This is a genomic window from Pantoea sp. YR525 (assembly GCF_900116775.1).
Taxonomy (GTDB): Bacteria; Pseudomonadota; Gammaproteobacteria; order Enterobacterales; family Enterobacteriaceae; genus Pantoea; species Pantoea symbiotica.
This window is the reverse complement of record NZ_FPBU01000001.1, coordinates 687,219-699,150: the sequence shown is the minus strand read 5'-3', so window position 1 is coordinate 699,150 and position 11,932 is coordinate 687,219. Positions and strand designations below refer to the sequence as shown.

The window sequence follows — 11,932 nt, the reverse complement described above, 5'->3', positions numbered from 1 at the left end:
GCCGCATGGCGGCGCGCCCTGGAAGCGGGAATGCCTGATGGAACTGAATAAAATCATTAAAGAGATTGGGCGCGGTAAAAATCACGCGCGCGATATCGATTTCGACACCGCGCAGGCGCTCTACAACGCGATGCTGGCCGGTGAAGTGCCGGAGCTGGAATTGGGTGGCGTGCTGATTGCGCTGCGCATCAAGGGCGAAGGCGAAGAGGAGATGCGCGGTTTTTACCACGCGATGCAGCAGCAGATGATGCGGTTGCAGGCACCGGCTCATCGTCCGATGCCGATTGTTATTCCCAGCTACAACGGTGCGCGTCGTCAGGGCAATCTGACGCCGCTGCTGGCGCTGCTGCTGGTGAAACTCGGCTTCCCGGTGCTGCTGCACGGCGTTAGCGATGATCCCACGCGCATCACCACCGAAGCGGTGCTGGCGGCGCTGGACATCGCGCCCATGACCTCCGCCGCACAGGCGCAGGCGAAGCTGGATAACGGCGAGCTGGCATTTATCACCATTGATCATCTGTGTGCGCCGATGGCGCAACAGCTGTCGCTGCGCTGGCGCATGGGCGTGCGTAACAGTGCGCATACGCTGGCGAAACTGGCGACGCCGTTTGCCGAACGCGCCGCGCTGCGTCTGGCCAGCGTCTCGCATCCGGAATATGTGCCGCGCGTAGGGAAATTCTTCCAGGATATCGATGCACCGGCAATTCTGCTCAACGGCACCGAAGGCGAGGTGTATGCCAATCCGCAGCGCTGCCCGGCGATTAACTTCATTCGCGGTGCGGGTGCAGAAGCGGAAGTATGGGTTGAACGCCAGCCGGAAGTCAGCGTTGAACTGCCGGAAAGCAAAAGCGCGCAGGATACCGCCGAGTGGATCAATCAGGTGTTAGTCGGGGAACGCGCGGTCCCACAGGCGCTGCGTTTGCAGCTGGCGTGTTGTTTGGTGGCAACCGGGGAATCGGTCAGCATGGCGGACGCGGAAGGGCGGTTAAAACAGGCGGGAATCTGAGTTCTGCCAGGTGCATCGCGCGGTTTTCGTAGGGTCGCCATTTATGGCGACCGCAAACACGTAATCACGCTTTCGCTAACACGCTCTCCACCAACCGCTGCCAGAAGGTAATACCGATCGGCAGCAGCTCATCATTAAAGTCGTAATGGGCGTTATGCAGCGGGGCGGACGGCGTTGCGCCATCGGCACCGAGCCAGAAATAGGCGCCGGGACAGGCTTCCATCATGCAGGCAAAATCTTCCGAAGCCATTGAAGGGTTCACCTGCCAATGCACCTGCGACTCGCCGAGCACATCAACCGCCACCGCACGCACCTGTTCGGCTTGCTCTGCATGGTTGGCGGTGACCGGATAACCGGGATACCAGTGAATCTCGCCGCTGACGCCAAACGGGCGCGGCAACGTAGTGACAAAATCCTCAATCAGACCGCGCACGCGATTGCGCACGTCGGTCTGCAAACATCGCACCGTACCGCGCAACACAATCTGCTCAGGAATGACGTTAATCGCTTCACCACCGTGAATCTGCGTCACGCTCACCACCGCCGAAGCCAGCGGTGACAGACGACGCGACGGAATGGTTTGCAGCGCCAGAATCAGTTCGGCGGCTACCACCATTGGATCGGCACCGCTCTCCGGCATCGCCGCGTGGCAGCTTTTACCGTGCAGCGTAATTTCGAACGAGTCGAGTGATGCCATCATCGCATCCGGGTTCACCGCCAGCGTGCCCACCGGCATACCCGGCCAGTTGTGCATGGCGTAAACCGCATCCATCGGGAAGCGCTGGAACAAACCTTCTTCCACCATCTTGCGCGCGCCACCGAGATTCTCCTCGGCGGGCTGGAAGATGAAGTGAATGGTACCGCTGAAGTTGCGCGTGGCCGCCAGCTGACAGGCCGCAGCCAGCAGAATAGAAGTGTGACCATCATGGCCACAAGCGTGCATAACGCCGGCTTTTTGCGACTTCCACTGCGGCGCGCCTTTTTCGGTGATCGGTAACGCATCCATATCGGCGCGCAGGCCAATAACCGGTCCGGGACCGTTCTCTAAGGTGCCGATGACGCCGGTGCCGGCTAAGCCACGAAATACCTGTAATCCGGCATCAGTAAGTACCTTCGCGACGAGCTCGCTGGTCTGCTGCTCCTGGTAACCCAGTTCAGGATGTTGGTGTAACTGACGACGCCAGTCGAGGGCGTTTTCCAGCAGTGCAGCAGGCAGGCTCATAAGGTAAGGCTCTCCATTAGCAGCGTGAGCTGCAAAATAATGTATTTACTGTAGTGGCAAGCGCATGGCGGCGTCTATCGCGGAACGGAATAATTTGGCTATAGGGTATAGCGGAATGGAATATGCGGGTTTTAATAAAAGAGGTCGCCATGAATGGCGACCCTACAATGATAATGCGCGAGGTGAACGTTATTTCTGCATCGGCAGGTTTAAGCCGTGTTCCTGTGCGCAGCTTTGCGCTAGTTCATAACCGGCATCCGCGTGACGCATTACGCCAGTGGCCGGATCGTTCCACAACACGCGGCCTAAGCGCGCATCGGCTTCTTTAGTGCCGTCACACACGATCACTACACCTGAGTGCTGCGAGAAGCCCATGCCGACGCCGCCGCCATGGTGCAGACTCACCCAGGTCGCGCCGCCTGCGGTGTTCAGCAGGGCATTCAGCAGCGGCCAATCCGATACGGCATCCGAGCCGTCCTTCATAGCTTCGGTTTCACGGTTCGGTGACGCCACGGAACCGCAATCCAGATGATCGCGACCAATGACGATCGGCGCTTTCAGCTCGCCGTTACGCACCATTTCGTTGAACGCCAGCGCCGCTTTGTGACGCTCGCCAAGACCCAGCCAGCAGATACGCGCCGGTAAGCCCTGGAAGGCGATGCGCTCCTGCGCCATGTCGAGCCAGCGGTGCAGATTCTGGTGATCCGGGAACAGCTCTTTCAGTTTGGCATCTGTTTTGTAGATATCTTCTGGATCGCCTGACAGCGCCACCCAGCGGAACGGACCTTTGCCTTCGCAGAACAGCGGGCGAATATAGGCCGGCACAAAGCCCGGGAAATCGAAAGCATTTTTCACGCCTTCATCCAGCGCCACCTGACGGATGTTGTTGCCGTAATCCACGGTCGGGACGCCCATGTGATGGAAGTCCAGCATCGCCTGCACATGCACCGCCATTGAGGCGCGCGCGGCTTTCTCCACCGCTTTCGGGTTGCTGATACGCTCGGCTTCCCAGCGCGCCACATCCCAACCGACCGGCAGATAACCGTTAATCGGATCGTGCGCCGAAGTTTGATCGGTGACGATATCCGGCTTCATGCCGCCCGCTTTGGCACGTTTCACCAGCTCCGGCACGATTTCAGCGGCGTTACCCAGCAAGCCAACAGAAATGGCGCGCTTCTCTTTATTCGCCTGATCAATCAGCGCCAGCGCTTCGTCCAGCGTGTAGGCTTTGTGATCAACGTAGCGAGTACGGATACGAAAATCGATGCGTGATTCCTGGCACTCAATGGCCAGCACGCTGGCACCGGCCAACACGCCAGCCAGCGGTTGTGCGCCGCCCATACCACCTAAACCGGCGGTGAGGATCCAGCGGCCGCTGAGGTTGCTGTCGTAATGCTGGCGACCGGCTTCGGCGAAGGTTTCAAAAGTACCTTGCACGATGCCCTGCGCACCGATGTAGATCCATGAACCGGCGGTCATCTGGCCGTACATCATCAGGCCCTTTTGATCCAGCTCGTGGAAGTGATCCCAGTTGGCCCAATGTGGCACCAGATTCGAGTTAGCCAGCAGCACGCGCGGTGCATCGGCATGAGTGCGGAACACACCCACCGGCTTGCCGGACTGGATCAACAGCGTCTCTTCCGGCTGCAACGCGCGCAATGAACGCAGAATTTGCTCGAAGCACTCCCAGTTACGTGCGGCTTTACCGATGCCGCCGTATACCACCAAATCCTCCGGGCGTTCCGCCACGTCAGGATCGAGGTTGTTCTGGATCATGCGGTAAGCCGCTTCAATCAACCAGTTGGCGCAGTGTAATTCATTACCGCGCGGCGCACGGATTTCACGGGCTACAGCCTGAGTCAAAGTTTCGCTCATCATCGATTCCTTAATTAACAGTCTTACGCTGGCTTGGCAGCAGCGCGGTAAGGGATTCAGGCCAAGCGGATGCGCTGGCCCACAGACGCATGGATTCGATATCCGGCGCCAGTAAACGGTCGTGATCGAGGAAGGCCACGTTCTCGCGGATGCGGCTCATCTCCTGTTCCAGCGTCGGCGAGCTCTGCAGCGGACGATGGAAATCGATGCCTTGTGCAGCGGTCATCGCTTCAATACCCACTACAGCAGCGGTGTTGAAGCACATGCTGCCGAGGCGGCGGGCTGCGTAGGTCGCCATCGAAACGTGATCTTCCTGGTTAGCGGAGGTCGGCAAGCTATCCACGCTGCCCGGATGCGCCAGCGATTTGTTCTCAGACGCCAGCGCCGCCGCAGTGACCTGGGCGATCATAAAGCCGGAGTTAACGCCGCCATCATTGACGAGGAACGGCGGCAAACCGGAAAGACCGGTATCCAGCAGTAGCGCCAGACGACGCTCGGAGATTGCGCCGATTTCGGCAATCGCCAGCGCCAGAATATCGGCGGCGAAAGCCACCGGCTCAGCGTGGAAGTTGCCGCCAGAAATCACATCGCCGCTGTCGCTGAACACCAGCGGATTATCGGAGGCGGCGTTGGCTTCAATCTGTAATACGCGCGCGGCGTGCGTCAGGTTATCCAGGCAGGCGCCCATCACCTGTGGCACGCAGCGAATCGAGTAGGGATCCTGCACGCGACCACAGTTGGTGTGCGAGCCGAGGATTTCACTGCCGGATAATAAAGAGGAGACGGCAGCGGCAACGTTAATCTGTCCAACCTGACCACGCGCTTCGTGAATACGCGCATCGTAAGGTTTCACCGAACCTTTAATGGCTTCCAGCGACAGCGCGCCGGCCATCAGGCCGGCAGCGAACAGATTTTCCGCTTCGAACAGACCGCGCAGCGCTAGCGCGTTAGAGACCTGCGTGCCGTTGAGCAGCGCCAGACCTTCTTTAGGGCCCAACACTATCGGCTGCAGGCCAACGCGCGCTAAGCCTTCAGTTGCAGGAATTAATTCGCCATCGACGCGTACCTGACCTTCGCCCAGCAGCATCAGCGACATATGCGCCAGCGGCGCCAGATCGCCTGACGCGCCAACCGATCCTTTCTCCGGAATGCACGGCATCACGCCCGCGTTGAACAGCGCCAGCAGCGCTTCAATCAGTTCAATGCGCACGCCAGAGTGACCGCGCGCCAGGCTGATAATTTTGGTGGCAACCACCAGCCGCACCACGTTGTCCGGCAGCAAATCGCCCAGGCCAACGCTGTGCGACAGCACCAGATTGCGCTGCAGCTCTGCCAGCCGCGCCGAAGGGATCTGCGTCTGCGCCAGCTTGCCGAAACCGGTGTTGATGCCGTACACCACTTTGCCGGATGCGACGATGGCATCGACGGTTTCATGGGCACGGGCAATCGCTGCGCGCGCTTCATCGGCCAACGTGAGCGTTACCTTGCTTTGATAAATGCAGCGCAAGGTCGCGAGGTCCACTTCACCGGGAACGAGGCGAATTTCCTGAACCGAACCTGACATAGTCTACTCCTGTCTATACAAGTGTTCTGGCATGAATCGGACGCCAATATTTTGCGATGTGGCTGTCCGATTTGCCGTGGATTGCGATGAGTGAAGCATAAGTGTCTAATCTTGTCTATACAAGTAGCAAGCGCTATGCCAGATTGTTCTTGTTCTGTGAAATGCGGCGCAAAGCGGTTAAAGAAGCGAAACCGCAGCGTGATTGCACCGTAATGGCACGAAAGCTGCACCACTGCTGGGCGGATTGCACAATTAGATGTATATACATTTACCGGCTGAGACAGTAAACTTTGGGCATTATTCTTTAAAGGAACAGGAAATGGCGGAGCAAACAGCAGTAGCACAGCTGGCTGCGGCGATGGGCGATGAGCCTGCGCCGATTTACCAGCGGGTGAAGCAGGCAATCGTTAGCCAGATCCGTGAAGGCCACTGGAAAGCCAATCAGCGTGTGCCGTCTGAAAGTGAACTGGTAAACGAGCTGGGTGTCAGTCGCATGACCATTAACCGCGCGCTGCGTGAACTCACCAGCGAAGGTTTTCTGGTGCGCATGCAGGGCGTAGGCACCTTTGTCGCTGAGATGAAGGGCTACACTGCGATGCTGGAAGTGCACAACATCGCCGATGAAATTGCGCAGCGCGGTCATCGTCACAGCTGCAAGATTTTGTCGATTGGGCAGATGAAGGCCGATCCAGAACAGGCGGCGGTGCTTGGATTATCTACCGGGCAAACGCTGTTCCATTCGCTGATTGTGCATTACGAAAACGATCTGCCGGTGCAGCTGGAAGATCGTTTGGTCAATCCGCTGGTGGCGCCGGATTATCTCAGTCAGGATTATCATCAGCTGACGCCGTACACCTATTTGATGCGCGTTGCCCCGCTGACCGCCGGTGAGCATATTGTTGAAGCGGTGCTGCCGGATCTGCGCCAGCGTAAGCATCTGGCGCTGGATGAACATGAGCCGTGCCTGTTGATTCGTCGTCAGACGTGGAGCGACAACAAGATTGTGACCTACGCGCGCCTGCTTTATCCAGGATCGCGCTATAAGTTGCTGGGTCGCTTTAGAGGACACGGTTAAGCGTGACAAATAACAGTCTGGCATCCGACGTTTGTGGTGCCAGCTGTAGCTTTTCATCCAGCCACCACATCCCCTGATCCACCGCCAGCGTTTCTCCGGCCGATGTTTGCCATGTGCCCGCCACCACCCACCCCACACCGTTTTCACTGCTGACCGTTTCTTGCGCGATGCTCAACGCAGAACGCCAACTGTCGCGCCGCGTCATGATATTGAAATCCTGACAGCTGCCCGAAATTTTAGCTTCAATTGCCCATTCACCGGGAAACGCCCACGGCTGCAGCTGAGTTAAGCGCTGCTGAGCCTGTTCACTCTCAAGTAAAACGCTGTCGCCATGCAGCAAGGTAATCACCCGATCGATGCCGGGGAAGGGCGAAAACGGCCCGTCGGCGGAGATAGTCGCGATGCTGGCGCGCCAGGCAAACTGTGCGTCGCCCTGCGGATAGCTGACGATTTCCCGCGTTTCACCGCCGCCGTTGCGCCAGCGGCTGACCGGAAGCTGGTCATAAGCAAAACGGGTTCTCATTGCAACGCCCTCATCGCCTCGGCAAAGTTCGCTGCCGCGCGCTCTTCTGCCGCATGATGGCCTTCGCTAATTACCTGTTTGCCCGCCACAAACACGTCGCGGATCTGTTCGCGCTGTCCGCCAAACAGCCAGCGGTTTAGCAGTGATGTGCTGCTGACGCTGCTGAGGAACGCGTCTTCTGCCAACACCAGCCAGTCAGCACGTTTGCCGATCGCCAATTCACCCGCCGATAAGCCACACGCCTGCGCACCACCCTGTGCGGCTTGCTGCCACAGCAGATCGCCGACGGAAGGTTGATTGGGCAAGGTGATGCGGTTGCGACGACGATCGCGCAGTCGCTGACCGTACTCCAGCCAGCGCAGCTCTTCTAATGCGCTAAGCGACACGTGGCTGTCGGAGCCAATGCCCCAGCGGCCGCCGCGCGCGATGTAGTCCACCGCCGGGAAAATGCCGTCGCCGAGATTGGCTTCCGTGGTCGGACACAAGCCCGCCACCGCGCCGCTCGCCGCCATGCGCTGAATTTCATCGTCATCAAGATGGGTGGCGTGAATCAAACACCAGCGCTGATCGACCTTGAAACGGTTGAGCAGCCACGCCACCGGACGTTCACCGCTCCACGCCAGGCTGTCGTTAACCTCTTTCTCCTGCTCGGCGACGTGAATGTGCACCGGCACATCCTGCGGGCAGGCGGCTAAGACCTCATGCATCTGCGCTTCATTCACCGCGCGCAGCGAATGGAAGCAGATGCCATGATTAAGCAGCGGCTTATCCGCGCTCCAGCTTGCCACGCGCTGCTGTTGTTGCAGATAGGCGTCAGTTTGCTGGATGAAACGGCGCTGGCCGTCGCTGGCCGGCTGCGAACCAAAACCGCTGTAGCTGTAGAGCACCGGCAGCAAGGTTTGGCCGATGCCTGCGTTATCCGCCGCCGCCATCAGTGCTAACTGCATGGCATCATCGGCGTAAGGTTTACCCTGTGGATCGTGATGCAAATAGTGGAATTCCGCCACCTGGCTGTAGCCGCCTTTCAGCATATCGATGTAGAGATGCGTGGCGATGGCGCCAACCTGTTCGGGCGACAGGCGCTGCACCATGCGATACATCAGATCGCGCCATGTCCAGAAGCTGTCCTGCGGATCGCCCGCCACTTCGGCCAGGCCCGCCATCGCGCGCTGGAAAGCGTGTGAATGCAGATTCGCTATCGCTGGAATCACCGGTCCGGCAAGACGCGTTGCATCGCCGGGCTCGCTGTTGGGCGCGAGTTGTGTGATCTGTCCAGCTGCGTTGGTGGTAATCAGCACGCGCTCATGCCAGCCGTCGGCCAGCAGCGCGCGTGGGGCAAAATAGGTTGTCATGGTTGATCCTGCATGGCGAAAGGTTGTATATACATATACATACTTTGAAGCCTGGTGTAAATCGCCGAACGCGAAGGGGAGTGGGATGGCAGAAACAGAGCAGATCGACAGCCTGTGGCTGGGGGCCGACATCGTTACGATGCGTGACGGACACTACAATCTGATTGCCGACGGCGCGCTGGCGGTCGATCAGGGAAAACTGATTTGGGTGGGGCCGCGCAGCGAATGCCCGTCTTTTGCCGCGCGTGAACAGCACCAATTTTCCGGCGGCATCATCACGCCTGGTTTGGTGGATTGCCATACGCATCTGGTGTTTGGCGGCGATCGCAGCCAGGAGTTTGAGCAGCGTCTTAATGGCGTGAGTTATGCGGAAATTGCTGCGCAGGGCGGCGGCATTCTCTCTACGGTGCGCGCCACCCGCGCCGCTTCCCAGCAAGAGCTGGTGGCGAGTGCGCGCTGGCGGCTGGATCGCCTGCTGGCGGAAGGCGTCACCACGGTGGAGATCAAATCCGGTTACGGTCTTGATGAAGCAAGCGAGCTGACTATGCTGCGCGCTATTCGTGAGCTGGCGGAAACGGTGCCCGCCGATGTGCAAGCTACTTGCCTGGCCGCTCACGGTTTCCCGCCGGAGTTTAAAGACAATCCGCAAGGCTGGATCGATATCATCTGCCAGCGCCTGCTGCCGCAGGTGAAAGCCGAAGGTTTGGCGGATGCAGTCGATGCGTTTTGCGAGCATTTGGCCTTTTCTCCTGAGCAAGTTCGCACGGTATTTGATGCAGCCAAAGCATTGGGCATGCCGGTGAAACTGCATGCCGAGCAGCTTTCGGCGCTCGGCGGCGCGGCGCTGGCGGCGGGTTACGGTGCGCTCTCCGCCGATCATCTGGAATACGCTACCGAAGCCGACGCGCAAGCGATGGCGCAGCACGGTACCGTTGCGGTGTTGCTGCCGGGCGCATTTTATCTGCTGCGCGAAACTCAGCGTCCGCCGGTGGCGCTATTCCGTGAACACGGCGTGCCGATGGCGCTGGCCAGCGATGCCAATCCGGGCACGTCACCGGCGCTTTCGCTGCGTCTGATGCTGAACATGGGCTGCACGCTATTTGGTTTGACGCCGGAAGAGGCGTTGGCGGGCGTGACCTTGTGGGGCGCGAAAGCGCTGGGATTACAGCACTCGCACGGTTCGTTGGAAGCGGGCAAAGTCGCGAATTTTGTACACTGGCCGCTGGCGCGTCCGGCAGAGCTGGTTTACTGGCTGGGCGGCGAATTGCCGTGCCAGGTTATTTATCGTGGAGAAGCGCAATGACACCTTTTCATTTCACCGCCGGCAAGATTCCGCTGCTGGTTAGCATTCCGCACGCCGGCACGCAGTTAACGCCAGAAGTAGACGCCGGCCTGAGCGATGCCGCGCGCGGCCTGCCGGATACCGACTGGCACTTGCCGCTGCTGTATGACTTTGTGCGCGATCTTGGTGCCAGCGTGTTGATTGGTCACTATTCGCGTTTTGTTATCGATCTCAATCGCCCGGCGGATAATCAGCCGCTCTATACCACGGCGACCACCGGCTTGTATCCGGAAACCTTGTTTGACGGCAGCCCAACCTTTGCTGCAGGTAAAACGCCGAGCGCCGAGGTGCGTCAGGGTTATCTCGACACCATCTGGCAACCGTATCACCAGCAGCTACAGCAGGAGCTGGCGCGGTTGAAAGCGCAGCACGGTTACGCGCTGCTGTTTGATGCGCACTCAATCGCCTCGGTGATCCCGCGCCTGTTTGAGGGACGATTGCCGGATCTCAACATCGGGACCAACGATGGTGCCAGTTGTTCAACGGCGGTGATCGAGGCGATTAAGCAAGTTTGCAGCGAGCAGCAAGATTACAGCTGGATCGCGAATGGGCGCTTTAAAGGTGGCTACATTACCCGCGCCTACGGCCAGCCGGAGCAGGGCGTGCAGGCGGTGCAGCTGGAGCTGGCGCAGCTTAATTATATGGATGAAACTCCGCCGTTTGCCTGGCAGCAGGATCGCGCTGCGCAGTTGCAGAAGGTGCTGAAACCGCTGATGCAGGCGTTTCTTGCAGCGGGTAAACCTCAATAAAAACCACATTAGTAGGGTCGCCATTCATGGCGACCGTCTAAAATGTACGCACAGCGTTAATTGGTCGCCATGAATGGCGACCCTACTGCACCATCGCAATGCATTCTCTGCTACACCACAGTGCAACATTACGTCCATCGCGTGACAATCCCCCTGATTTTGCGGCTTTGCCGATTTGGCATAGCGCTTGCTAGGTTGTATGTACAAGTAAAGACCACGCAGCGATTATTAATTTTTATACTGGCTGGCTCACAAAAAGCTTATGCCGACAATGATCTGCCGCACGCTAACTTGTATATACATGAAAGGTCATCTGCAAATATTGCACAAGCAGAGACTGACAAACTCGATTAATAGCCAGGAGAAGCCGCATGACGCACCGTGTTCAGATTCGCCGTTTTTGCCTCACGACCCTGTTTGCCAGCCTGATGATGAGCGGCATTGCCGTACAGGCGAAAGAGTGGAAATCGATCACCATCGCTACCGAAGGCAGCTATGAACCCTGGAACCTGACGCTGCCGGGCGGCAAGTTAGGCGGCTTTGAACCTGAACTGATGGAAGACCTGTGCAAGCGCATGGGCATTCAGTGCAAGCTGGTGGTGCAGAACTGGGACGGCATGATCGCTGGCCTAAACGCCGGTAAATATGACGTGATCATGGATGCGATTGTCATCACGCCAGATCGCAAAAAAGTGGTCAACTTCACCACGCCATATGCCTCAACGCCCGCCACTTTCATTACCACCAAAGATAGCCCGCTGCTGCCAGCCGATCACAATATCATCAAGCTGCATGACGATGAGAAAGAGATCAACGCGGCAATTGCTCCGCTGAAGGCGGCGCTGAAGGGTAAAACCATCGGTATCGCCTCGGGCACGGTTTACACGCCATTTATCGATAAGTACTTCAAAGGCGATGCTGACGTACGCGAATACACCTCGTCGGCAGATGCGATGCTCGATCTGCAATCGGGCCGTATCGATGCGGTGTTCGATGACGTGACCTTTGCGCAATCGATGCTGGCGCGCAAAGAGAACAGCAATTTGATCTTCAGCGGTCCACAGCTCGGCGGCCCAATCTGGGGCGAGGGCGAAGCGATGGGCGTGCGCATGGCGGATAACGATTTGAAAGCCAAGCTGGATGAGGCGATTCATGCTGCGCTGGCTGACGGCACGGTGAAAAAGCTCAGTGAGAAGTGGTTTAAAACTGACGTAACCCCGTAAG

General features: G+C 58.4%; 10 protein-coding genes. 5 read left to right on the top strand and 5 right to left on the bottom strand.

The window, feature by feature from the left end; genetic code table 11:
• Window positions 1–37 precede the first annotated feature (37 nt).
• Window positions 38–1,006 (top strand): DNA-binding protein YbiB, encoded by a 969-nt coding sequence (ybiB, locus tag BM323_RS03220; RefSeq protein ID WP_008102585.1) that lies wholly within the window; start codon window positions 38–40, stop codon window positions 1,004–1,006.
• Window positions 1,007–1,070: 64 nt separating this feature from the next.
• Here the strand turns inward: ybiB and BM323_RS03215 are convergent, their stop codons facing one another.
• The 3 genes from BM323_RS03215 to hutH form a co-directional block, all read right to left on the bottom strand.
• Entirely contained in the window at window positions 1,071–2,228 is a 1,158-nt protein-coding gene (locus tag BM323_RS03215; RefSeq protein ID WP_008102583.1) for a M20 aminoacylase family protein, read from the bottom strand.
• A 189-nt stretch (window positions 2,229–2,417) separates the two neighbouring features.
• Entirely contained in the window at window positions 2,418–4,103 is a 1,686-nt protein-coding gene (gene hutU, locus BM323_RS03210) for a urocanate hydratase (RefSeq protein ID WP_008102581.1), read from the bottom strand.
• A gap of 10 nt (window positions 4,104–4,113) precedes the next feature.
• Window positions 4,114–5,667, bottom strand: a complete 1,554-nt coding sequence (hutH, locus tag BM323_RS03205; RefSeq protein ID WP_008102579.1) for a histidine ammonia-lyase — start codon at window positions 5,665–5,667, stop codon at window positions 4,114–4,116.
• 319 nt (window positions 5,668–5,986) lie between these two features.
• Between hutH and hutC the strand changes: the two genes are divergently transcribed.
• Window positions 5,987–6,742 carry a histidine utilization repressor gene (gene hutC / locus BM323_RS03200; protein WP_008102577.1) on the top strand — a complete coding sequence of 252 codons (756 nt, stop codon included), beginning with the start codon at window positions 5,987–5,989 and terminating at the stop codon, window positions 6,740–6,742.
• Here the strand turns inward: hutC and BM323_RS03195 are convergent.
• Window positions 6,726–7,265, bottom strand: a complete 540-nt coding sequence (locus BM323_RS03195; protein ID WP_008102576.1) for a HutD/Ves family protein — start codon at window positions 7,263–7,265, stop codon at window positions 6,726–6,728. The genes hutC and BM323_RS03195 overlap by 17 nt on opposite strands.
• Window positions 7,262–8,617 carry a formimidoylglutamate deiminase gene (locus BM323_RS03190; protein ID WP_008102574.1) on the bottom strand — a complete coding sequence of 452 codons (1,356 nt, stop codon included), beginning with the start codon at window positions 8,615–8,617 and terminating at the stop codon, window positions 7,262–7,264. The genes BM323_RS03195 and BM323_RS03190 overlap by 4 nt, the downstream gene beginning before the upstream one ends.
• A gap of 85 nt (window positions 8,618–8,702) precedes the next feature.
• Between BM323_RS03190 and hutI the strand changes: the two genes are divergently transcribed.
• The 3 genes from hutI (at window position 8,703) to BM323_RS03175 (ending at window position 11,931) form a co-directional block, all read left to right on the top strand.
• Window positions 8,703–9,920 (top strand): imidazolonepropionase, encoded by a 1,218-nt coding sequence (gene hutI, locus BM323_RS03185; RefSeq protein WP_008102572.1) that lies wholly within the window; start codon window positions 8,703–8,705, stop codon window positions 9,918–9,920.
• Entirely contained in the window at window positions 9,917–10,708 is a 792-nt protein-coding gene (hutG, locus tag BM323_RS03180) for an N-formylglutamate deformylase (protein WP_008102570.1), read from the top strand. The genes hutI and hutG overlap by 4 nt, the downstream gene beginning before the upstream one ends.
• 371 nt (window positions 10,709–11,079) lie before the next feature.
• The gene (locus BM323_RS03175; RefSeq protein ID WP_008102567.1) at window positions 11,080–11,931 is read left to right on the top strand and encodes a transporter substrate-binding domain-containing protein; all 852 of its coding nucleotides are present in this window, start codon (window positions 11,080–11,082) and stop codon (window positions 11,929–11,931) included.
• The last annotated feature ends 1 nt before the right edge of the window (window position 11,932 follow it).

Excerpts from the sequence above, each read along its gene's own strand:
- BM323_RS03190 (WP_008102574.1), bottom strand. The coding sequence starts at position 8,617 with ATGACAACCTATTTTGCCCCACGCGCGCTGCTGGCCGACGGCTGGCAT.
- hutU (WP_008102581.1), bottom strand. The coding sequence starts at position 4,103 with ATGAGCGAAACTTTGACTCAGGCTGTAGCCCGTGAAATCCGTGCGCCG.
- hutH (WP_008102579.1), bottom strand. The coding sequence starts at position 5,667 with ATGTCAGGTTCGGTTCAGGAAATTCGCCTCGTTCCCGGTGAAGTGGAC.
- BM323_RS03175 (WP_008102567.1), top strand. The coding sequence starts at position 11,080 with ATGACGCACCGTGTTCAGATTCGCCGTTTTTGCCTCACGACCCTGTTT.
- ybiB (WP_008102585.1), top strand. The coding sequence starts at position 38 with ATGGAACTGAATAAAATCATTAAAGAGATTGGGCGCGGTAAAAATCAC.
- hutC (WP_008102577.1), top strand. The coding sequence starts at position 5,987 with ATGGCGGAGCAAACAGCAGTAGCACAGCTGGCTGCGGCGATGGGCGAT.
- hutG (WP_008102570.1), top strand. The coding sequence starts at position 9,917 with ATGACACCTTTTCATTTCACCGCCGGCAAGATTCCGCTGCTGGTTAGC.
- BM323_RS03195 (WP_008102576.1), bottom strand. The coding sequence starts at position 7,265 with ATGAGAACCCGTTTTGCTTATGACCAGCTTCCGGTCAGCCGCTGGCGC.
- hutI (WP_008102572.1), top strand. The coding sequence starts at position 8,703 with ATGGCAGAAACAGAGCAGATCGACAGCCTGTGGCTGGGGGCCGACATC.
- BM323_RS03215 (WP_008102583.1), bottom strand. The coding sequence starts at position 2,228 with ATGAGCCTGCCTGCTGCACTGCTGGAAAACGCCCTCGACTGGCGTCGT.